This window comes from Streptomyces chattanoogensis (genome assembly GCF_001294335.1).
Lineage (GTDB): Bacteria > Actinomycetota > Actinomycetes > Streptomycetales > Streptomycetaceae > Streptomyces > Streptomyces chattanoogensis.
This window is the reverse complement of sequence record NZ_LGKG01000112.1, coordinates 184451-205138: the sequence shown is the minus strand read 5'-3', so window position 1 is coordinate 205138 and position 20688 is coordinate 184451. Positions and strand designations below refer to the sequence as shown.

The 20688-nt window shown below is 71.1% G+C and carries 18 protein-coding genes and 1 pseudogene; 12 read left to right on the top strand and 7 right to left on the bottom strand.

From position 1 onward, the window contains the following. Window positions 1-71 precede the first annotated feature (71 nt). The 4 genes from ADL29_RS13665 to ADL29_RS13650 all read left to right on the top strand — a co-directional run bounded on the left by ADL29_RS13665 (window position 72) and on the right by ADL29_RS13650 (window position 2826). Window positions 72-749 carry an AIM24 family protein gene (locus ADL29_RS13665; protein WP_046925459.1) on the top strand — a complete coding sequence of 226 codons (678 nt, stop codon included), beginning with the start codon at window positions 72-74 and terminating at the stop codon, window positions 747-749. Between the two features lie 155 nt (window positions 750-904). Then, window positions 905-1897, top strand: a complete 993-nt coding sequence (locus ADL29_RS44545; protein WP_078970989.1) for an ABC transporter ATP-binding protein — start codon at window positions 905-907, stop codon at window positions 1895-1897. Further along, window positions 1894-2559 (top strand): hypothetical protein, encoded by a 666-nt coding sequence (locus ADL29_RS44540; RefSeq protein ID WP_053923921.1) that lies wholly within the window; start codon window positions 1894-1896, stop codon window positions 2557-2559. Before ADL29_RS44545 ends, ADL29_RS44540 begins: the two co-directional genes overlap by 4 nt. A 39-nt stretch (window positions 2560-2598) precedes the next feature. Continuing rightward, window positions 2599-2826, top strand: coding sequence for a hypothetical protein (locus tag ADL29_RS13650; protein WP_053923920.1), 228 nt, complete (start codon window positions 2599-2601; stop codon window positions 2824-2826). A 28-nt stretch (window positions 2827-2854) separates the two neighbouring features. Here ADL29_RS13650 and ADL29_RS13645 read toward each other — a convergent pair whose 3' ends face one another. Both ADL29_RS13645 and zapE read right to left on the bottom strand, forming a co-directional pair. Next, window positions 2855-4231 carry an alkaline phosphatase PhoX gene (locus ADL29_RS13645; protein WP_053923919.1) on the bottom strand — a complete coding sequence of 459 codons (1377 nt, stop codon included), beginning with the start codon at window positions 4229-4231 and terminating at the stop codon, window positions 2855-2857. Window positions 4232-4351: 120 nt separating this feature from the next. Further along, window positions 4352-5455, bottom strand: a complete 1104-nt coding sequence (gene zapE / locus ADL29_RS13640; RefSeq protein ID WP_053924020.1) for a cell division protein ZapE — start codon at window positions 5453-5455, stop codon at window positions 4352-4354. 109 nt (window positions 5456-5564) lie between these two features. Between zapE and ADL29_RS13635 the strand changes: the two genes are divergently transcribed. Together ADL29_RS13635 and ADL29_RS13630 are read left to right on the top strand one after the other, a co-directional pair. Beyond that, window positions 5565-6419, top strand: a complete 855-nt coding sequence (locus ADL29_RS13635; protein ID WP_053923918.1) for a pyrimidine reductase family protein — start codon at window positions 5565-5567, stop codon at window positions 6417-6419. 152 nt (window positions 6420-6571) lie between these two features. Beyond that, window positions 6572-7036 (top strand): hypothetical protein, encoded by a 465-nt coding sequence (locus ADL29_RS13630; RefSeq protein WP_046925455.1) that lies wholly within the window; start codon window positions 6572-6574, stop codon window positions 7034-7036. Window positions 7037-7046: 10 nt separating this feature from the next. On the opposite strand, the gene ADL29_RS13625 is transcribed toward ADL29_RS13630, so the two are convergent. Together ADL29_RS13625 and ADL29_RS13620 are read right to left on the bottom strand one after the other, a co-directional pair. Further along, window positions 7047-7727 (bottom strand): ABC transporter ATP-binding protein, encoded by a 681-nt coding sequence (locus ADL29_RS13625; protein WP_053923917.1) that lies wholly within the window; start codon window positions 7725-7727, stop codon window positions 7047-7049. Next, on the bottom strand, window positions 7724-8794 hold the full coding sequence (locus ADL29_RS13620) for an ABC transporter permease (RefSeq protein ID WP_053923916.1): 1071 nt from the start codon (window positions 8792-8794) through the stop codon (window positions 7724-7726). Before ADL29_RS13620 ends, ADL29_RS13625 begins: the two co-directional genes overlap by 4 nt. Before the next feature lie 307 nt (window positions 8795-9101). On the opposite strand from ADL29_RS13620, the gene ADL29_RS13615 reads away from it, so the two are divergent. From ADL29_RS13615 to msrB, 4 genes are all read left to right on the top strand, one after another. Beyond that, complete coding sequence (locus tag ADL29_RS13615; protein WP_078970988.1) at window positions 9102-10262, top strand: sensor histidine kinase; 1161 nt, start codon at window positions 9102-9104, stop codon at window positions 10260-10262. Beyond that, window positions 10259-10897, top strand: coding sequence for a response regulator (locus ADL29_RS13610; protein ID WP_053923914.1), 639 nt, complete (start codon window positions 10259-10261; stop codon window positions 10895-10897). Before ADL29_RS13615 ends, ADL29_RS13610 begins: the two co-directional genes overlap by 4 nt. 126 nt (window positions 10898-11023) lie before the next feature. Beyond that, window positions 11024-12424 (top strand): UDP-N-acetylmuramate--L-alanine ligase, encoded by a 1401-nt coding sequence (murC, locus tag ADL29_RS13605; protein WP_053923913.1) that lies wholly within the window; start codon window positions 11024-11026, stop codon window positions 12422-12424. A gap of 15 nt (window positions 12425-12439) precedes the next feature. Next, window positions 12440-12847 (top strand): peptide-methionine (R)-S-oxide reductase MsrB, encoded by a 408-nt coding sequence (gene msrB / locus ADL29_RS13600; RefSeq protein WP_053923912.1) that lies wholly within the window; start codon window positions 12440-12442, stop codon window positions 12845-12847. Window positions 12848-13111: 264 nt separating this feature from the next. On the opposite strand, the gene ADL29_RS13595 is transcribed toward msrB, so the two are convergent. Both ADL29_RS13595 and ADL29_RS13590 read right to left on the bottom strand, forming a co-directional pair. Continuing rightward, window positions 13112-14014 carry a hypothetical protein gene (locus tag ADL29_RS13595; RefSeq protein WP_053923911.1) on the bottom strand — a complete coding sequence of 301 codons (903 nt, stop codon included), beginning with the start codon at window positions 14012-14014 and terminating at the stop codon, window positions 13112-13114. After that, window positions 14011-18363, bottom strand: a complete 4353-nt coding sequence (locus tag ADL29_RS13590) for a WD40 repeat domain-containing protein (RefSeq protein ID WP_053923910.1) — start codon at window positions 18361-18363, stop codon at window positions 14011-14013. The genes ADL29_RS13595 and ADL29_RS13590 overlap by 4 nt, the downstream gene beginning before the upstream one ends. 490 nt (window positions 18364-18853) lie before the next feature. Between ADL29_RS13590 and ADL29_RS13585 the strand changes: the two genes are divergently transcribed. Further along, a complete protein-coding gene (locus ADL29_RS13585) occupies window positions 18854-19306 on the top strand; it encodes a hypothetical protein (protein WP_053924019.1) in 453 nt (150 codons plus the stop codon). A gap of 46 nt (window positions 19307-19352) precedes the next feature. Continuing rightward, window positions 19353-19562, top strand: a pseudogene (locus ADL29_RS13580) (peptide-methionine (R)-S-oxide reductase); the annotation flags it as partial. Between the two features lie 277 nt (window positions 19563-19839). On the opposite strand, the gene ADL29_RS13575 reads toward ADL29_RS13580, so the two are convergent. Continuing rightward, on the bottom strand, window positions 19840-20562 hold the full coding sequence (locus ADL29_RS13575; protein WP_053923909.1) for a VWA domain-containing protein: 723 nt from the start codon (window positions 20560-20562) through the stop codon (window positions 19840-19842). Window positions 20563-20688: the final 126 nt, after the last annotated feature.

Genomic DNA, 20688 nt, shown 5'->3' with positions numbered 1-20688 from the left:
CAGTCTGCCAGCCGTCGCCGACAGCGCCCCCGGCGCTGTCCGCCGGGCCGAATCCGCCTAGCATCCCGGCCATGAACAGTGACCTTTTCGCGGCCGAGAACATGGCCAAGCCGGCCACCGCGCCCGGTATGACGCAGCAGAACGCAAAGTCGATCAAGTACGCGGTGAACGGTGAGTGCTACGCGCGCCAGGGCGCGATGATCGCCTACCGCGGAAATCTGCAGTTCGAGAAGCAGGGCCAGGGGGTCGGCAATTTCCTCAAGCGCGCCGTCACCGGTGAGGGCCTGGCGCTGATGACCGTACGGGGCCAGGGCGAGGTGTGGTTCGCGCACGAGGCCGCCAACTGCTTCATCATGGACCTCACCCAGGGCGACGGCATCACCATCAACGGCCGCAACGTGCTCTGCTTCGACCCGTCCCTCTCCTACGAGATCAAGGTCGTCAAGGGCGCCGGCATGGCCGGCGGCGGAATCTTCAACTCCGTCTTCAGCGGCGAAGGCAAGCTGGGCGTGATGTGCGAGGGCAACCCCATCGTCATACCCGTCGCCCCCCAGGACCCGGTCTTCGTCGACACCGACGCGGTGGTCGGCTGGAGCAGTTCCCTGCAGACCTCGCTGCACCGCTCCCAGAGCCTCGGCTCGATGCTCCGCGGCGGCTCCGGCGAGGCGGTCCAACTGCGCCTGGACGGCGAGGGATTCGTGATCGTACGGCCGAGCGAGCTGCGCCCGGAGAAGGCCGCGGGGAACTGATCGGGAACTGGATGGGGAACTGGATGGGGAACTGGATGGGGAACTGGATGGGGAACTAATCCGGGTGCGGCCGGAGTTGGGGGAGTGAGGGGATCTTCGGGGGACCGAGGGGCCGATGGACCGGGAGACCGGGTACGGGGGAGGTGCCGGAGGGCGTGAGGCTTGACGGGGTCGGGCGGCGTTACGGGGTGCGGGGGCCGTGGGTGCTCCGCGACGTCCAGCTCGAGGTGCCGGCCAGTGCGCTGGTGCGCATCGAGGGGACCAACGGCAGCGGGAAGTCCACCTTGCTGCGCCTGTTCGCCGGCATCGACCGGCCCACCACCGGCCGCATCACCGGCCGCCCGCGCACCGCGTATGTGCCCGAGCGGTTTCCGGCCGCGCTGCCCTTCACGGCCGTCGGCTACCTCACTCACCTGGGGCGTATCCACGGCCTGAGCGGGCCCGAGGCGGCCCGTCGCGCGGCCGACTGGCTCGACCGCTTCGGGGCGGCGGGGCACGGCAGCACGCCGCTGGCCGAGCTGTCCAAGGGCACCAGCCAGAAGGTCGCGGTCGCCCAGGCGCTGCTCGCCGAGCCCGGACTCCTCGTCCTGGACGAGGCCTGGACCGGCCTGGACCAGGGGGCCCGCGAGGTCCTCGACCGCGCGGTCGCCGAACGGCTCGCGGACGGCGGCACCGTCGTCTTCGTCGACCACGACCCGCGCCGCCTCGCAGGGGCGGCCGATGCGCGCTACCGCGTGGCGGACGGGCGGCTGGTGCCGGAGGAGCGCGGCCGGGCCGAGGAGACGGCGGCGGTCACAGGCCCCCGGGTGATCATCGAGGTCGAGGGCGCCCCGGGCACCGTGCCGCGCCCCGCCCACGCCCCGCACCTGCCCGGCCGACCTGACATCGCGCCGGGCCCGGACGGCGCCCTCCGGCTGACCGTGGCGGCCGCCCACTCCGATGCGCTGCTACGGGCCCTGCTGACCGCGCGCCCGACCTGGCACATCCGCTCGGTCCTCGCCTCACCGCCACCGGGCGGCCCCGGTGCCCCGCCCGCAGACCCCGGCCACCCCCGCCCTTCCGGCCACGGCCCGGCTCCGCACCACGTGCCGTCCCCCGGCCACGATGCCGCCCTCGCCCACCACTCCGACGACGAGGCCCGTCCATGACCGCCCTCCTCCGCTACCAGGCGGCCCTGCTCATCGGCTCGCACCGCTGGCTGCCGCCGGTCATCCTCTACGGCGCCTACCTGGCCGTCGGCATCCAGGCCGGCGGTCCGATCCTCGACGCCTACGGCTTCGCCGCCGCCGGGCTGCTGCCCATCGCCGTCTGGCTCGCCCGGATCTGCGTCACCAACGAGCCCCCGGCCGCCCGGAACTGCGCCGCGGCCGCCGCCGGGCCCGGCCGCGTCCACCTCGCCTCTCTGCTGACCGCGGCCTTCGGCACGCTGCTCCTCGCCCTCCCGGGCACGGCGTTCGTCGCCCTGGTGTCCGACCCGCGCTCCTCGGACCACCACGCCGTCCCGGTCGTCTCCGCAACCGGCGCCGGGCTGCTCAGCGCGCTGGTCTGTGTGCTGCTCGGCATCGCGATCGGCGCGCTGTGCAACTGGCCGGTCCTGCGCAGCCCCGGCTCCGCCATACCGGCCGGGCTGCTCGCCGCGCTGCTGCTCTCCGTCGTGGGTGCCTCGCCGGCCAACGCCGCCGTCACGGGCCTGGTCACCGGCTCCGACCACGGCACGGTCAGCATCCCTTGGCTGCCGCTCGCCGGGACGGTCCCGATAGCCGTGGCGGCCGTCGCGGCCGCCTGCGCGCTGAGTTCCCGGCGCACCTGACCGGGCAACCCGGCGTACCCGGCGAGTAGGCTCGAGGCCATGCCGGGCACCGATCACCACACCAGCGACACGGCCGCCGATCACGCCGACAGCGGCTACTGCGCCGATCCCGGCGGCGCCGCGTACGGCGGCCCCGCGGAGGGACCGCCGTACGCGGACTGTGTGCAGTGCAGGAAGCCGACCGAGTATCCGGCCGACCGTCCCGGCATCGTGCTCTGCCCGGTGTGCGAATGGCAGGAGGCCCAGCGCTCCGCCTGCTCCGGTTAGCCGCCGAGCCTGTTCCGGCCGGTCCGGGTCAGTGGTTCCAGGGACCCGTCACCGCGAACGTCGTCCCCGGCGTGTAGCAGTTGACGTACATCGTCCGGAAGTCGGGGGAGAAGGTCACGCCCGCGAACTCGCCCCATTCCGGCTTGTCCGGGGTGCCGATGTTCTGGCGGCCGCGGGCCATCGCGTACACCTCGCCGTGCCGGGTGAGGCCGAAGACATGCTGGGCGCCCTCGCCGTCCTCGCAGACCATCAGGCCGCCGCTGGGCGCGAGGCAGATGTTGTCCGGGGACTCGCCGGGCAGCTGGAGATCGGTGTCGGGGCCGAAGGCCACGACCTGGGTGAGCCGGTGCCGCCTCGGGTCGTACTTCCAGACCTGGCCGTAGTGGTCGGCCGCCGAGCCGTCGTCGCGGTGCGCGAAGCTGGAGACGAAGTAGACGCAGGAGCCGCCCCAGTAGCAGCCCTCCAGCTTCTGCGCGTGGGTGATCCCCAGGGGGCCGAAGTCCTGGAAGCGGATCGGGGTCCGGCGCGCGAGCGGGTCCGGGACATCCACCCAGGTGACGTGGTCGAAGACGATGCCGGGCTGCTGGACGGTGGACAGATCGGGCACGCCGGGGACCCGTAGCGCCTGGAGGCGGCCGCCCGCGCGCAGTGAGCCGCGCCCGCCCATCGGTTTGACGGGCAGAAAGCGGTAGAAGAGCCCGAACGGCTTCTCGAAGGCGTCCTCGGTCTCGTAGACCGTGCCGGTGCCGGGGTCCACCGCGATGGCCTCGTGCTGGAAGCGGCCCATCGCGGTCAGCGGCACGGCTCCGGTGCGCTGCGGATCGTAGGGATCGACCTCGAAGATGAACCCGTGGTCCTTGGTGTAGTTCTCGTCCCCGGCCCGGAGCTCGGTCTCCTCGCAGGTGAGCCAGGTGTTCCAAGGAGTGTGGCCGCCCGCGCAGTTGGTGGACGTACCGGCGATGGCGACCCGCTCGGAGCGCACCCGGTTGTCCCGGTCCAGTTCCAGGGCGGTGCAGCCGCCCTCGCCGCCGGGGTCGTACGTCAGACCGGGGACGTGGGGGACCGCGGAGCGGGAGTGCGTACGGTTCTCATGGTTGCGGACGAGGTGGGTGCCGCCGCGGCGGCCGGGAGGACCGGGGAAGGCGGCCATGCCGTCACAGTTACTGGGCACCCTGCCCTCCCCGGAGGGGAGCGGATCGCCCTCCCGGGAGAGGACGCGGTAGCGGAAGCCCTCGGGGAGATCGAGCAGTCCGTCGGGGTCGGGGACCAGCGGTCCGTAGCCGCTCGCGCCCATGCTCTGGGCGGTCGCGGTCCCCGCGAAGATCTCCGAGAGGTTTCCGGCGAAGGCGATGGACGCACCCAACGCACCGGTTCTTGCCAGGATCTGACGTCGTGTCGCGGACATGGGCAACTCCTGTTGGCGGACAGGTGACGTGACCCGGTTGTGTGTACCACGCGCCCCGGCTGCCGGGAACCAGGTGAACCACCGTTCCCCCGGATGCCCCTGGTGCGGCTGCCCATCGCGCTATCGCGCGACCAGCGACCCCGCATCGCGCGCCAGTGCCGTCAGCCGGGAGATGGCGCGGAAGTACTTCTTGCGGTAGCCGCCGCGCAACATCTCCTCGCTGAACAGCTCGTCGAAGGCCTTGCCGGAGGTCAGCACCGGTATCTCGCGGTCGTAGAGCCGGTCGGCCAGGACCACCAGGCGCAGCGCGGTGGACTGGTCGGGCACCGCCTGGACGTCCGTCAGACAGACGGCCTGTATGCCGTCGCACATGGCGCCGTAGCGGCTGGGGTGCACCTTGGAGAGGTGGTCGAGCAGGGAGGGGAAGTCGTCGAGCGAGGCGCCGGGGGTGTGGTACGCGGTGCGGGTGACGGTCTCGTCGTCGTACGGGGCGGGTGCCTGGGGCAGGCCGCGGTGGCGGTAGTCCTCACCGTCGATGCGCAGCGGGCGGAAGTGGGCGCTGAGCCCCTGTATCTCGCGCAGGAAGTCGACGGCGGCGAACCGGCCCTCGCCGAGCTTGCCGGGCAGCGTGTTGGAGGTGGCGGCCAGCGCCACACCGGCGTCCACCAACTTGCCGAGCAGGGTGGAGACCAGGACCGTGTCCCCGGGGTCGTCCAGTTCGAACTCGTCGATGCACAGCAGCTTGTGGTCGCCGAGCGTCCGGACGGTCTGCTGGAAGCCGAGCGCGCCGACGAGGTTCGTCAGCTCGACGAAGGTGCCGAAGGCCTTGCGCTCGGGCGGGGCGGGGGTGGCGTGCCAGAGGGAGGCGAGCAGATGGGTCTTGCCGACGCCGTAGCCGCCGTCCAGATAGACGCCGCGCGGGCCCTTGGGGGCGGCAGGCTTCTTGGCGAACCAGCGCCGCTTCGCCGTACCGCCCGCCGCCATGTCCTGGATGCTCGCGGCGAAGGTGCTCAGCACCTGGACGGCCTCGGCCTGGCTGGGCTGCTTCGCGTCGGGTATGTACGTGTCGAAGCGGGCGCCCTGGAAGCGCGGCGGCGGCACCATCTCGGCGACCAGACGGTCGGCCGGGACGTGCGGCGCCCGCGCGGTGAGCGCGGCGGGGGACGCGTCGCTCCCGTCAGCCGGCGCCCCGGCTGACGGGACGGGCTGGAGCGCTCCGGCTATCGGAGCGGGAGAGGGCGGCGAGGGCTGGGAAGACGACGACACAGCCGTCCAGCCTAGTCGCTCCGCGGTACCCCTCGGTCCCGTGAGCGAGGCATGTCACACTGCGGCCATGCGACGCCTGTATCCGCCCTTCGTCCCCCCGTTTGCCCAGCCCACCGCGCCGTCCGCGGCCGCCTTGGATGACCGGAGCCCCGTGCCGGGGGCGGTGCCGGCGGACGCCTCGGACCGCGAGTGGTCGCTGGACGAGCTGGCCGACGCCTACGCGTATCCGGCGGCGGACGACCCGGTACGGACCGGCCGCACCGGGTGGCTGCGCGCGAACATGGTCTCCTCCATGGACGGCGCGGCCCATCACGAAGGGCGCTCCCAGCCGCTCTCCAGCGCCGCCGACATGCGGATCTTCGGCGTCCTGAGGAGCCTTGCGGACGCGGTGGTGGTCGGCGCCGAAACGGTGCGGCAGGAGGGCTACCGGCCCGCCCGCGCGCGCGAGGCGTTCGCCGCCCGCCGGGCCGCCGCGGGCCAGGGCCCGGCGCCCACCATCGCCGTGGTGACCGCCGGGCTCGGCCTGGACTTCTCGCTGCCGCTGTTCACCGCGCCCCTGGTGCCCACCCTCGTACTGACCGGCGCGGGTGCCCCGGCGGACCGGGTGAACGAGGCGCGTGCGGCGGGCGTCGAGGTGCTCTTCGCCGGCGAGGGGCTGGGCGTGGATCCGGCGCGGGTGGCGGCGGTGCTCGCCGAGCGGGGGCACACCAGGCTGCTCACCGAAGGCGGGCCCTCGCTCCTGGGGCAGTTCGCGGCGGCCGGAGTGCTGGACGAGATGTGTCTGTCGCTGGCTCCGGTGGTCGCCGTCGGCGGTGCGCCGAGGATCATGAACGGCCCCGCGGTCGCGGTCCCCGAGCGGTTCGTCCTGGCGTCCGTTCTCGAGGAGGCCGGGTTCCTCTTCACCCGATACCGTCGGTCCTGACAATGGCGGAATTATCAGTTCCGCTTAGCTTCCGTTGGGCACACTAAAGACCGACAGCCCTGTGTGGCGACGGGGCAGGATGGTTTCTGTGGGCTCCGTGCCATGCGGGCCCGAAGAGAAGAAGGGCGTCCGTCGTGTTCACGAGCGTATTGATGATCGAGAAGCCGCTGACGCCCGCCGACGTGGAGTTTGTGACCACCCTGCACGGCGAGGAGCAGGAATCCTTCATCGTCCTCATGCAGCCCCGCGGCAAACAGGACGTCCTGCTCCGCGCCATCGACGACGTCGCGCTGGGCGAGTTCGACGAGGCGGTGCGGGAGGGCGACGAGACCACCGACGAGCTCCCCGTCGAGCGCGCCCTGTCCCACACCCTCGCCTCGCTGCGCGACACCGGTGCCGAGGCCGTCGGCCAGGTGGTCGAGGACCACCCCATCGACCTCCTGCGCTCCGTCGTCGAGCAGACCCACGCCGACGAGGTGATCGTGCTGACCGCCCCGCACTTCGTCGAGGAGTTCTTCCACCGCGACTGGGCCTCCCGCGCCCGCCACAAGGTCGGCGTGCCGGTCCTCAAACTCTTCTCGCACGCCCCCGACGAACCGGCCAAGGGCGGCAGCTAGGGCCCCGGCCTCAGGCCCGCAGCGGGGTGCTCAGCCGGCCGTCCAGCACCTCGGCGATCTCGTCCGCCGCCTCCAGATGCGAACGGTCGTGGGTGACCAGCACCGTCGCCGTCGCGCGCTGACGGGTGAGCGTGGTCAGCAGATCGAGCACCGCCGCGCCCCGCTCGTGGTCCAGCGCGCTGGTCGGCTCGTCGACCAGCAGCACGGCCGGTTCGTTCATCAGCGCCCGCGCGATATTGACCCGCTGCCGCTGACCGCCCGAGAGCTGATGCGGCCGCCGGTCGGCCTGCCCCTCCAGGCCGACCGCCGCCAGCAGCTCCCGCGCCCGCGTTTTGGCCGTACGGGGCGAGCGGCCGTCCAGGTGGGCCATCACCTGCAGCTGCTCGGCGGCCGTCAGGGACGGCAGCAGATTCGGCTGCTGGAAGACCGTGCCGATGGTGGTGCGGCGCAGCGCGGTCAGCTCGGCGCGGCTCAGGCCCGCGGTGTCCGTGCCGTTGACCACCACCCGCCCGCAGTCCGGCGTGATCAGCGTCGCGGCCACCGCCAGCAGGCTCGATTTGCCGGAGCCGGACGGGCCGATCACCGCCGTCATCGTGCCGGCCGGTACCGCCAGCGACACCGCGTCCAGCGCGGTCAGCCGGCCGCCGCCGTCGGGGTAGGTGAGGGTGACATCGGTCATCTCGAGGCTCATCGGGCACTTCCCAGGGCGGTCAGCGGGTCTACGGACGTGATGCGGCGGATGGACAGGGCGGCGCCGACGGCACCCAGCGCGATCATGATCAGGGCGGGTATCAGCACGGTGGGCACATCGAGCACGAACGGCACGGTGCCGCCGACCGCCGCGCCCACCCCGGCCGCCACGGCCGTCCCCAGGCCCGTGCCGATCACCAGGAGGACGACGGCCTGGCCGAGCGCGTCGCGCAGCAGCGAGCGGGTCGAGGCACCGAGGGCCTTCAGGACGGCGACATCGCCGCTGCGCTGGATCGTCCACACCGTGAAGAAGGCGCCGATGACCAGCGCGGAGATGGCGAAGAGGAAACCGCGCATCAGCTGCAGTGAGCCGTTCTCGGCGCTGTACGAGCCGATCGCCTTCAGGGCATCGCCGGCCGTGACGGTCCGGGTGCCGAGCCTCCTGTCGGCGGCGGACAGATCGGCCGCCCCGGCGGTGGACAGGGCCAGCACGGTCGAGCCGCCGGAGCCGCCGGTCAGCCGCCGCCAGTCCCCCAGCGAGGTCCATATGACGGGGGTGTGGCTGTACATCGCCGGGCCCGACACCGCGGCCACCTCGACCCGGTGGCCGCCCAGCGCGACCGAGCCGCCGGCCCGTATCCCCAGGGACTGCGCGGCCTTCTCGGAGAGCACCGCCTCGCCGTCACCGACCGGCACCCCGCCCGGCCCCAGCGGCGACCCGGGGCGCACCCCGAACGCCGACACCGCGGCGCTGCGGCTGCCCGCCTCCGCCTTCGCGCTGGCGATCCCCAGCGGCTCGGCACGCCGCACGCCCGGCACCTTCGCCCAGGCCGCCGCCGTCCCTGCCGTCAGGCGTGAATCGGCGAACGAGACGGCGCCGTCCCCGGCCGGCGCCGAGAACACCAGGTGGTCGGCGGGCAGCGCGGTGACCGCCGAGGTGTTCTCCCGGCCCAGGCCCGCTGTCAGGCCCGACAGCAGTCCCACCAGCACCGTGATCAGCACAATGACGCCGCCCATCAGGGCGAACCGCCCTTTGGCGAACCTCAGGTCTCTCCAGGCGACGAACACAGGCTTGGCCATCCTCGGATCCGGGCCCCGGACCCACCGCCCGGCGCTGGATCCACGGTCGCCCGCGGCAGGGGCCCGCGGCATCGCACCACGGTCTGGTTCGCGGGGATCGAAGGAATCAACCCGTGCTCCTCCTTCCGATCACCCCAGGCTCCACCTTTCGATTGATGCCGCAGGTCGGAGCGGCCCTTAGCCTGAAGAAACCGTGACCGAGAACGCCGCGCCCGAGAACGCCCCGCCCCGCGGAGCCGGGAGGGACCACTCCCTCACCCCCGTGCTGCGGGTGCTGCGCACCTGCCTCCACCTGATGGTGGCCGCGCTGCTCGCGCTCGCCTGCGCACGGGCCGTCGCCGACCGTGCCGCCGACGCCCCGGCCGTCATCGTCACCGCCGTGGCCCTCTTCGCCCTCTATGCCACCGGCCCCTCGCTGCCCCGCATCCGCACCTCCACCCGGGCCGCCGCCCTGTGGCTGGGGGCCGTGGCGCTGCTCTGGACGGTGCTGCTCGCCCTCACCCCGGACGGCATCTGGCTGGCCTTCCCGCTCTTCTTCGTCCAGATGCATCTGCTGCCGCTGCGGGGGGCGCTGCCCGCCGTCGCGACCACCACGGTCGTCGCCATCGCCGGATTCGGCTGGCACACCCACACCCTCAGCGTCGGCACGGTCGTCGGCCCCGTGCTGGGCGCGGCCGTCGCCGTCGCCGTCGTCCTCGGTTACGAAGCGCTCTACCGGGAGAGCGAGGCCCGCCGCCGCCTCATCGAGGAGCTGACCGCCGCCCGCAGCGAGCTGGCCGCGGCCGAACACGCCGCCGGGGTCCTCGCCGAGCGCGAACGCCTCGCCCGCGAGATCCACGACACCCTCGCGCAGGGCCTCTCCAGCATCCAGCTGCTGCTCCGGGCCGCCGAGCGTGCCCTGCCGGAGCGTCCCGAGCCCGCCCTGGGCCATGTCCGGCAGGCCCGTCTCGCCGCCGTCGACAACCTGGCCGAGGCCCGCCGCTTCGTCCGCGCCCTCAGCCCGCCCGACCTGGAGGCCGGATCGCTGCCCGCCGCCCTGGAACGGCTCTGCGCCACCACCGCCCGCACCTCCGGACTCGCCGTGCACTGCCAGGTCTCCGGCGCCCCCACCGAACTCCCCACCCCGCACGAGGTCGCCCTGCTGCGCATCGCCCAGTCCGCGCTGGCCAACACCGTCCAGCACGCCGCCGCGGGCCGCGTCGAGCTGACCCTCAGCTACATGGACACCGAGGTCGCTCTCGACGTCGTCGACGACGGCACCGGCTTCGTCCCCTCCGGGCTCCCCGCCCCGGGTTCCGCGGCCGCCTCCGGTACCGGCTTCGGCCTCGCCGCCATGCGCGCCCGGGCCCGTGCCCTGCAGGGCACCCTCGCCGTCGAGTCCGCCCCCGGAGAGGGCACCGCCATCGCCGTCACCCTGCCGTGCCCGGCCGCCGCCTCCGAAGGGGTCACCGCATGACCGCCCAGCCCCCCGTCCGGCTGCTGCTCGCCGACGACCACCCCGTCGTACGGGCCGGACTGCGCGCCGTCCTGGAGACCGAACCGGACTTCGAGGTCGTCGCCGACGTCCCCACCGCCGAGGGAGCCGTCGACCTCGCCGCCCGGCTGGACGTCGACGTCGTCCTGATGGACCTCCAGTTCGGCGGCAGGATGCTCGGCTCCCAGGCCACCGCCGAGATCACCGCCCGCGACGGAGCCCCCCGGGTCCTGGTCCTGACCACCTACGACACCGACGTCGACATCCTCGCCGCCATCGAGGCCGGTGCCACCGGGTACCTCCTCAAGGACGCCCCGCCCGAAGAGCTGGCAGCCGCCGTGCGCACCGCCGCCGCCGGGAAGTCCGCGCTCGCCCCCACCATCGCGCTGCGCCTGATGGACCGCATGCGCACCCCCGCCACCGCCCTCTCCCGCCGCGAGACGGAGGTCCTCCAGCTCGTCGCCGACGGCCTGTCCAACGCCCAGATCAGCAAACAGCTCTTCCTCAGCCAGGCGACCGTCAAATCCCACCTTGTCCACATCTACGCCAAACTGGGCGTCGACTCCCGCACCTCCGCGGTCGCCGCCGCCACCACCCAGGGCCTGATCCGCCGCTGAGCTCCGGATCCGCCCCCGTGCGACCGCGGCGACCGTCGCTGTCGGTGCCGGGTGCGAGAATCATCGGCAGCACCACCGCACGACAGCACCACCGCTCGCGATGATCGACGATCAGGGAGACGCACCATGGCACCCGCCATCCCAGCCTCGATGGACCGGCCGCACTTCATCGGTATCGGCGGAGCCGGCATGTCGGGCATCGCCAAGATCCTCGCGCAGCGCGGCGCCAAGGTCGCGGGCAGCGACGCCAAGGACTCCGCGACCGCCCAGGCGCTGCGCGACCTCGGCGCCACCGTCCACATCGGCCACGCCGCCGCGCATCTGGCCGCGGACGCCACCTGCGTCGTCGTCTCCTCCGCCATCCGCGCCGACAACCCGGAGCTCGCCGTCGCCCAGGAGCGCGGCATCCCGGTCGTCCACCGCTCCGACGCCCTCGCCGCCCTCATGGACGGCCTGCGCCCCATCGCGGTGGCGGGCACCCACGGCAAGACGACCACCACCTCGATGCTGGCCGTCTCCCTCACCTCGCTCGGCCTCAAGCCGTCCTACGCCATCGGCGGCGACCTCGACGCCCCCGGCTCCAACGCCGAGCACGGCTCCGGCGAGATCTTCGTCGCCGAGGCGGACGAAAGCGACCGCAGCTTCCACAAGTACGCCCCCGAGGTCGCCATCGTCCTCAACGTCGAGCTGGACCACCACGCCAACTACGCCTCGATGGACGAGATCTACGAGTCCTTCGAGACCTTCGTCGGCCGCATCCGCCCCGGCGGCACCCTCGTCATCGCCGCCGACCACCCCGGCGCCCGCGAGCTGACCGAGAAGATCTCCGGACGCCACGACATCGAGGTCATCACCTACGGAGAGTCCAAGGACGCCGACGTCCGCATCCTCAAGGTCAACCCCCGCGGCCTGACCAGCGACGTCACCGTCACCCTCACCAGTGGCAAGATCCTCACCTTCACCGTCTCCGTCCCCGGCCGGCACTACGCCCACAACGCCGTCGCCGCCCTCGCCGCCGGCGTCGCCCTGGACCTGCCGCCGCACAACCTCGCCTCCGCGCTGGGCACCTACACCGGCGTCAAGCGCCGCCTCCAGCTCAAGGGCGAGGCCGCCGGAGTCCAGGTGATCGACTCCTACGCCCACCACCCCACCGAGATGACCGCCGACCTCGAGGCGATCCGCGGCGCCGTCGGCGAGGACTCCCGGGTTCTCGTCGTCTTCCAGCCCCACCTCTTCTCCCGCACCCAGGAGCTGGGCACGGAGATGGGCCAGGCGCTCGCCCTCGCCGACAGCTCCGTCGTCCTGGACATCTACCCGGCCCGCGAGGACCCGGTCCCCGGCGTCACCAGCGCCCTGATCATCGATGCCGCGCGCGCCGCCGGCGCCGATGTCACCGCCGAGAGCGACATGGGCGCCATCCCGGACGTCATCGCCGGAATGGCCAAGCCCGGTGACCTTGTTCTCACCATGGGCGCGGGCGATGTCACCGACCTCGGCCCCGCCATCCTGACCCGCCTGGCCGGCTGAGCCGAGGAGGCCCCCATGCCGTACGAAGTCGACAAGCCCGACGACCAGTGGCGCGCCGAGCTGACCCCCGCCGAGTACCACGTCCTGCGCGAGGCCGGCACGGAGCCCGCCTTCGTGGGCGAGTACACCGACACCAAGACCGCGGGCGTCTACTCCTGCCGCGCCTGCGGCGCCGAACTCTTCCGCTCCGACACCAAATTCGAGAGCCACTGCGGCTGGCCGAGCTTCTGGGATGCACGCAACTCGGACGCGGTCGAACTTCTGTCCGACAATTCACACGGGATGGAGCGGACGGAGGTCCGCTGCGCGAAGTGCGGCTCGCACCTCGGCCACGTCTTCGAGGGGGAGGGGTACCCGACGCCTACGGACCAGCGGTACTGCATCAACTCGATCTCGTTGCGGCTGGTGGCGGACGAGGAGTGACCGGAAGCCGCTTTTTGTAGCGCCTGTGACTAGAAGTGATGCCCCGTGTGGTGGTTCCACGCGGGGCATCGATACGGAGCCCGTGGGCCGGTTTACCGAACGCAGCCGTTACCGTCGGCGGAGGGGTTCGCCTCATACGCAGACAAGGAACGGGCATGCTCGGTATTCGCGGTGAACCCCCAATGAGGTTCGCTGGCTTCGGAAGGATCATGGCGGCGCGGTCCGGAGGCGTGCCCGGCAGGGGCGTGGTCGCCCACTCTTGGATCAGTTGGCGTCGGATCCGCGTACATCGGTGTCTTTGGTGAGGTATGGCGCCAACGTCGCGGCCACGACAGAGGACCTCAGATAGGGGGCCACTCGGTGGAAGTCGAAGGGGGCGATGCTGTCCGTGAGATCGAGATCGACCGCCGGGAAGCGCCGCTTGAGGGGGCGAGGGACGGCGACGATGTCCCCGTGATCGGACAGGTTGACCCACCGGTGGACCCCTGCAGGCCGTTCGCCGGTGCCGGCAAGCGGAGCTGGTGACAGGCGGTCGAAAACTCCGTGGCGGAGTGCGAGGGGGGAGCCGAGTGTCAGGAGCAGGTCGACTTCGAGTTCCGGGTGGGCGTGGAGGGCCTCGTAGGCCACGACGCTTCCGAGGGAGTGGGCTATGACCACGCGAGCGCCCGTCGAGGAGATGACGCCTGCGACCTCCTCTCGCGCCGCAGCGCGGGCAGCGTCGTCCGGCCCGCCGAGATAGCGCGCGACGTCGCGGAAGAACGTGGCGATGAACGCGCGGGTCAGGCGGCCGTCGAGGCTCAGACGCTCGGAGATCGCGGAGACGAGTTGCCGGAGCGGAACGGCCAGGCGTCCCTGAGCCGTTGCTGGTGGCGGAAGTCTCAGGCCCAGTGACGCGTCCAGCGATTCCGCCCAGTGAGTGATGTTCTCGGCCACGTGGGGATGCTCGCGCTCCAGCTGGCCGAGGTCCTCGGAACCTTGTGCGACGGGCCTGCCGTGGTGGAGATGGTGGGCGTAGTAGGCGTACGTGACAGGCACGTGCTTGGCGGCCATGCCCAGCCCGACGGCGAGGTCCTTGGCCCAGACGGCCGAGCGGGCGGTGACGATATCGGCTGGTGAGAGTGCGGACCGGTAGTGGCCCACGCCGTGTACGGCCACGAAGGCGGTCATCGGATGCTTGTTCCTTGGTCGGGAGTCGGAATCGGGCGTACCTGGAGCTGGTCGTGCGGTGTCATGTGGATGATGTCCGGGCCTACCCCGATGTACAGGGCGCCGTCGGGGGCGACGGCGATGGCGCACACGGTGTCCGGGAACCAGAAGATGTCGGCCTCTCTGCCGCCTCTCAGGTCCCACAGCCGCAGGGACCGGTCGAGTCCGCCGGTATAGAGGTGCGGGTGTCCGTCGAGCAGGACCGGGACCGTAGCGAAGACGGCACGAGTGTGACCGGCCAGTGTGAACGTCCGGGTGGCGTCGAGTGCCGTCACGCGAACCTCTCCCCGGTCGTCACCGCTGACGACGTACGGCTGCCCGTCGAGGTCGACGGCGGCAACGGAATGGACGGCGGCAGGGTGCTCGGTAACGAGCTGCGGCAGGGGCGGGCCCAGCAGGCGTGCGGACCGGACGTGGCCGGAGCGGTATCCGGCCAGGACATGGCCACCGGAGGCTGCCAGGCATGTCGCGGGCACGGGAACAGGGACTTTCCTTCCCAGTTCTTCGATGGTCCTGGCCTCGGACGGCGAGAGCAGGACACGCTCCGGTTCTCCTCTCCACGCCGGGTCCGTCACGTCGACGTCGGGCCAGTGGGACATCCGGTCCAGGTGGTCGGCGGTGGCTATCGCGACCTCACCTCTGTTGGAGGCATAGACGACGTGCTGGGCCCCACCGATGGTGATGGTGACGATCGCAGCGGCACCTGGGCCTTCACCCAGGTCGCGTCGTTCCAGGTGCTTCTCAGTCGTGTTCGTGCCCCACAGGGCGACCCCATTGTGTGCGCACGAGGCGACAATCCGTGGATGTTCGCCGGCTTCCAGGATTGCGATGCCGGTGGCTCGGTCCGGCAGCGGGAAGTCTGCGTGGTGCAGCAGGGTGATCCGCCGCTCGACCGCACCGTCCGCGGTCCACAGCGCCATGGTTCCGTCCTCGCTGCATGAGACCAGTCGGCCGTCGGGAAGCACCGTCAGATCATTGATGGCGTGGGTGTGCCCGGGGTGGCGTTGCGGCACTTCGCCCCCGGCCGCGTCCGAGACGCGGACGGTGCCGCCGTTGCTCGCAGTGAGAATTCGAGTCCGGTGCGGTTCGGACACGATCGCGACACGGGTGATCGCGGTGGTGTGGCTGACGACCTGCCGTGCGGTGCCATTGCCGTCCAGCGGATTCAGCTGTGCGACACCGTCCTCCCCTGCACTTAGGAGGTACATGGATCCGTCCAGCAACACGGCGGCGAGATCGGAGACGGCGTCGGCATGAGGACGATCCTCGTTGAGGAGCTCGAGGAACTCGTCGCCGACCCACACGATTCCGTCCCGATCGCCCGCGACCGGCTCGGGACCGTGTCTCAGATCGAGATAGCGGTAGCACGACAGCCGCTCCCAGTTGGTGTGCGGCAGCTCGACCTCCTCGCCATGGACGGTCAGGACCTTGACCCAGTTGTCGCAACAGGCCACGACGCAGTCGCCCCTGCCGTCGACGGAGACGCGGGACAGGTGCCACACATGGCCATTGATGGCGGACAGGTGTGTGGTGGCGAGCGGAGTTCCGGTGGAGAGTTCCCAGTAGCGGATCATCCGGTCCTCGCCCGCGCTGGCCACTGAGGGGACCCCCTCGTAGCGCACGCCCACCATGGACCAGATCGGACCCGTATGGGCCGGGGCGGTCCACAGGAGATGTCCTGTGGCCAGGTCCCATCCCCGCAGTTCGCCGCTGTCGCAGCCAGTCACGGCGACACGGCGGCCGTCGACTTTCCCGGCCACCACGCCTCCGACCGGAGCACCGTGGTCCCCGAGTTCGAGCGTCGTCGTTGCGGAGTCGAGGTCCCACAGCCGAGCCGTTCCGTCCTGACCAGCTGTCAAGGCGTGAGGGCGGCCGTACATCTCGAGGGTTGTCAGGTCCCAGATCCTGCCGCGGTGACCGGTCAGTGTCGTCAGGAGGTTGGTGTGCAGTGACCGGCCGGCGGTCCAGACGATGTGGCGGCCGGTGTCCTGCGTGAGGTCTGCCGCGAGCTGCCATTTCTGGTGCCGAGCCGCGTCGACAGCCAGGATGTCGCGCCGCTGCCCGGGCGGACCGTCGTGGTGGGCTCCGTACGACGTCAGATAGACCGCTCCGTGAGGGCCGTGTTCACCGTGGTAGAGCTCCTGGGCCAGTGGGGCCGGGTCCGCGTGAACCAGGTATTCACTGTCCTCGAGGAGTTCGTCGAGCCGGCCGGCGAGCGCGCAGTGGCGCGCCGCATGCCGCAGCAGATACGGCTCGGCGGTCGCCCACCGGCGGCGGCCGGAGCCGCCCGTTCGCACCGTCGCGAGCAGGCGTTCCCAGACAGTGGTCGCGTCCAGGACAGGATGCTCGCGGAGCCGGTCGGCCAGCCCTTGGTGGAAGAGCCGGTAGAGCGGAGCGCCTTCACGATCGACGTTGCGGCGTATGTAGAAACGCGCGGCCCGAAGCAGATCAGCGGTGGGTGCCCGGTCCTTTCCGGCCGGAGCTGGATCGGGGTTCGCGACCTGGGCAAGAAGGTCCTCTGGCATCCCCGCGCCCTCCGCCCAGGCCAGCGCGGCCAGTAGGTCGTGCAGGCCCGGTCGGGGGTCAAGACGGAGATGGAGGTCGAGGACCGCGTCGAGCGTACGGGGCACGTCACTGCCCAGGTGCTCGGCCTGCTCGGTCGTCGCCGGCGGTGGCACCTGTTCCTGGAGGAGCCTCAGATAGAGCCCGGCGACAAGGAACTCGCCCCACTCGCGTGACCCGCTCAACAAGGTGTCGGCCAGCGCGCCGCCCAGGCTCTCGGCTGCCGCGAGTGAGCACCACGGCGATACGCCGGGGAGCAGCGGCCGCAGTACCCGCAGAACGAACTGGGTCAGGTCCTTGCGGAGTCGCAGGGGCGACACCTCGTCCAGGTCGATCAGCCCATCGCACGCACGGGCCGCCTCAATGAGCGGCCGTGGTGCCGCTTCCGGCCGCGTCGCGACGAGCATCCTGCACAGCGGTCCCCCGTCCGATCGCCGAATGGATGCCAATGGCAGCAGCACGGCGCTGACCAGATCGGCCGGGTGCTCGGCTTCGTCCACCGCGTCCATGACGAGACAGGGGGGTACGGGCTTGACCCGCAGTGCCGTGACCAGTTGGTCCGTTGTCCACGTCGTTGCGTCGCCGGGAGATCCGAGCTCCCACTGGGTGGCGAGCGAGGTGAGGATCTCCGGGACACCGCGCCGTCGCGCGTGCACGATCGCGAGGTCGTCGGTGGTCTCGTGAATGTCGCCGCCCGATGGCCGCCACAACTGCTCGGTGGTCTCATGCAGCGCCGGATGCGCAGCACACACGAAGGTGCCGATCAGAGCGGATTTGCCGACCCCTGGTACGCCGGTGACCACGCGCAACGAGGGCCCGCGGCCTTCCAACCAGCCTGCCAATTTACGGAGTTCGTCGCTCCGTCCGGTGAAGGACGGAGCGCCGAGGTCGCCAAAGGCGCTGTCGGCACCATGCGCCCGGATCACGAAATGGCGGGCGTCGGCCACTTCGTCGAGGAGGGTGAATACAGCAGAATCCACGCCACTGAGCCTGCGCGCGTCGGCCGGTTCGTATCGAGGGTTGGCGAAGAACCTCAGATGCGAGAGGTCTGCACCGAGCGCGGCCAGTGGTTGCTCGACGGATTGCGGATTCAGGGATGTACTCCGCGACTCCACGTGGAGAGCCACCTCGCGGCAGAACCGGGCGATCGGGATGTACGGCACCGATGTGTCAAGCTTCAGGGTCCCGGAGGCGAAGCCGCGAAGCACCTCGTCGACGGCGGCGCTCAGGCGGCCGTCATAGGCGTCCTGCTCCGAGTGGCAGGCGGCGAGCACCCAGACACGGCGACGCTCCGGCCGGACCAGCGACCGCAGGTGCTCGGTCACCACGGCGCCGGAATGGCACAGATCGAGGATCAGCAGAACGGCTGGATCGCCGCTGTCGTCCGTGTCCTGGTTCTCTGCCATGTTGACCCAACGGGCCAGCTCCTCGGTGAGGCGGCCGTCCCCGCCCACCGCCTGGATGCCGTGACCGTTGCGGGTCGGTTCTCCGTGTGCGAGGAGATGAATGACGGTGAAGTCGGCCTCGCTGCTGACGGCCTGAGTCAGGGCGCCGCCCAGCGCGGCGGCGGTGGACGCGGCGTCGTGAGCGGGTTCCAGGAGGACATAGGCGTACTCCTTCTCCAGTGTCTTACTCACCCGTTGCGCGTACGGTGCCGCGTAGGTGAGTTGCTGCCACTGTGGGGGTGAGTCGTCGGCGGGGTCCGCGGCAGGTCCTTCGACGCCCACCACCAACGCCTGACGCCGCATGACGCATCCCCCGTCCCCGTGAACTCCCGTGGTTTTTCGATGCATTGTGCCAGTCGCCGACCGGTGCCGAGCCGGGCTCCAGCAACGGCGGATCATGTCGGCGAGCGGCGCGGAGCACGAGTCAGCCCCGCTCAACGGCTTGTCGGCGAGCCACCCGAGGGGTCGGCCTCCGGGGAGTCCACTTCGGGTTGGTCCGGTCGTCGCATGCGGAGCGGGCAGGTATGGACGTCTCGGCATACCTGGTGCACGCGGCGACGCGGCAGATGTCGGAGAGCGATGCCAGAGCAGTTCGCGGGGGTGGATACGCTGGTCGCGCGGGTGGAAGAAGAGGCTGGTTGCGACTATGGAGCCGACGGCCCAGGCGGGGGAGCTGACCGAGCAGGAGTGCCCAGAGGTCGATGAGGCGCTGGTGCGTGGTGAGCATCGGCGGGGAAGCCGGACGTCGCGGCCACGCCGCGTGAGTGGGCGGGCGCCGGTGTACGACTCCGGCATGCTGATCGCTCCTGCCGACCGAAAGGCCAAAGCGGTCGCTCTGCACGAAGGGCTGCGCACCTCCCCGCACCGTACGCTGGTGCTCGGGCCTGTTCTGACGCAGGTCTGGCGTGCCGACCCGGCCCTGGTGCACGCTCTGGCCGGGGCATCGAAAGAGTGCACGGTGTCGCAGGCCCGGTCGGCCGAGTCGGCGATACAGGAGGCGAAGGCGGGTCGGCCGGAGTGTCTGACCTGCGCGACTGGCCCGGATGCCGCCGATTGGCGGCGCATCGCGACGATGCTCGGGCAGGCGGCAATGCCGGCGAAGAAGCGCTCGGACGCGGTGGACGTGTGGGTGGCGCCGGCTGCTGCCCGGCACCGCAGCGCGGTGATCTTCACCAGTGACCCGGATGACATCCACGCGTACCTGGAGGTGCTGCAGCCGCCGGACGCTCACATCGTCCCGGTGTGAGCGTGGCGGAAGTGAACTCCTCTGGCTCCTGGGGGTAACGGGTCACGGCTGGCCGAGCTTCTACGATCCGCGCGATACGGACGCCGTGGAGCTTGTGTCCGATCGTTCGCACGGGATGGTGCGGACGGAGGTCCGCTGCGCGAAGTGCGGGTCTCACCTGGGGCATGTCTTTGAGGGGGAGGGCTACCCGACGCCCACGGACCAGCGGTACTGCATCAACTCGATCTCGCTGCGGCTGGTTCCGGACGAGACGTGAGACGAGACGTGAGACGAGACGTGAGCGGTGGGGCTCAGCGTCCTCTCGTGCCCGTGAAGATGTGCCGCTTTCTGAGGGCCGGCACCCTGCGGCAGGCCCAGCGCCCGCCCGGGCCGTAGGTATCGGCCGGGCCGGCCAGGTACGGGACAGCCGTCGGCGCTCAGCACTGCCTGCGCGAGAGGGAAGCCTGAGCGGTCCAGGCATACGCGCGCCGTCGGCTGTGCCTGTCCCGTGTGCTGTACGGCGAGTCCTCCGCTGCCCCGCCGCGCCTCAGCGATCAGAGGGGCAGGATGCCGCGATGCCCGGCGGCGGCAAGCCAGGCAGGGAATTCCCCCAGAAGCCGGTCGTACAGGTCGGCATCGCACAGCGAGCGTGGGTCGGTGCCGGCGGCGAAGAAGCCTGCGTTGTCGACGATCCGGCGGCTCGGTACGGGAAGTTCGTCCAGCCGGTGCAGAAACTCGAAGTCCCGGTCGTCGGGGTCGCCGAAACCGATGAACTGCCAGAACAGTGGCAGCTCTGCCGCCTTGCACAGCCACTTCTCGGCGGCGCGCCGGCTGGTGGGTCCGCCGTCGGTCTGGAAGATCACCAGTGCCGGGACGGCCGCATCCGAGGCGAGATAGTGATCCAGTACAGCATCCATCCCGGCCTCGTAGTGGGTGCGCCCCATGTGGCCCAGCTGCTCGTGCAAGGCAGCGATGCGCCCCGCATGGTTGTCCAGACCGATCTCATGGACCCCGTCGACATCGGTGGAGAAAAACACCAGCGGGACAACACCGTCATCGTCCAGGTGTGCCGAGACGGCCAGCACCTGTTCGGCCAGATGCTGCATCGTCCCGTCCTTGTAGTACGGACGCATCGACCCCGACCGGTCCATCACCAGGTACACCGTGGCCCGCTGCCCTTGCAGCCCGTGCTTGCGCAGGCTGACGCCGGCCTCCTTGTAGAGGCTCACCAGCGGTGGTGCAGACTGCTGCACCTTCTCCAGACTCAGCGGACTCATCGATGGCTCCCTTTCCACGGACGGAACGTTCGCCGCCGCGCCGTCGAGTCTGCCGCAGTGCCTTGCCCTGTAGGCCGGGTTGAGCACGGAGGCGTGGGTTTCGGGCTCACGGTGCGGTTTCTCCAC

Bases quoted from the DNA above. Each gene is read 5' to 3' on its own strand.
- ADL29_RS13595 (WP_053923911.1), bottom strand. From the start codon at position 14,014: ATGACCGCCTTCGTGGCCGTACACGGCGTGGGCCACTACCGGTCCGCA.
- ADL29_RS13615 (WP_078970988.1), top strand. From the start codon at position 9,102: ATGGTGGCCGCGCTGCTCGCGCTCGCCTGCGCACGGGCCGTCGCCGAC.
- msrB (WP_053923912.1), top strand. From the start codon at position 12,440: ATGCCGTACGAAGTCGACAAGCCCGACGACCAGTGGCGCGCCGAGCTG.
- ADL29_RS13610 (WP_053923914.1), top strand. From the start codon at position 10,259: ATGACCGCCCAGCCCCCCGTCCGGCTGCTGCTCGCCGACGACCACCCC.
- ADL29_RS13645 (WP_053923919.1), bottom strand. From the start codon at position 4,231: ATGTCCGCGACACGACGTCAGATCCTGGCAAGAACCGGTGCGTTGGGT.
- ADL29_RS13630 (WP_046925455.1), top strand. From the start codon at position 6,572: ATGATCGAGAAGCCGCTGACGCCCGCCGACGTGGAGTTTGTGACCACC.
- ADL29_RS13585 (WP_053924019.1), top strand. From the start codon at position 18,854: ATGCTGATCGCTCCTGCCGACCGAAAGGCCAAAGCGGTCGCTCTGCAC.
- ADL29_RS44540 (WP_053923921.1), top strand. From the start codon at position 1,894: ATGACCGCCCTCCTCCGCTACCAGGCGGCCCTGCTCATCGGCTCGCAC.
- ADL29_RS13625 (WP_053923917.1), bottom strand. From the start codon at position 7,727: ATGAGCCTCGAGATGACCGATGTCACCCTCACCTACCCCGACGGCGGC.
- ADL29_RS13650 (WP_053923920.1), top strand. From the start codon at position 2,599: ATGCCGGGCACCGATCACCACACCAGCGACACGGCCGCCGATCACGCC.
- ADL29_RS13635 (WP_053923918.1), top strand. From the start codon at position 5,565: ATGCGACGCCTGTATCCGCCCTTCGTCCCCCCGTTTGCCCAGCCCACC.
- ADL29_RS13575 (WP_053923909.1), bottom strand. From the start codon at position 20,562: ATGAGTCCGCTGAGTCTGGAGAAGGTGCAGCAGTCTGCACCACCGCTG.
- ADL29_RS13590 (WP_053923910.1), bottom strand. From the start codon at position 18,363: ATGCGGCGTCAGGCGTTGGTGGTGGGCGTCGAAGGACCTGCCGCGGAC.
- ADL29_RS13665 (WP_046925459.1), top strand. From the start codon at position 72: ATGAACAGTGACCTTTTCGCGGCCGAGAACATGGCCAAGCCGGCCACC.
- murC (WP_053923913.1), top strand. From the start codon at position 11,024: ATGGCACCCGCCATCCCAGCCTCGATGGACCGGCCGCACTTCATCGGT.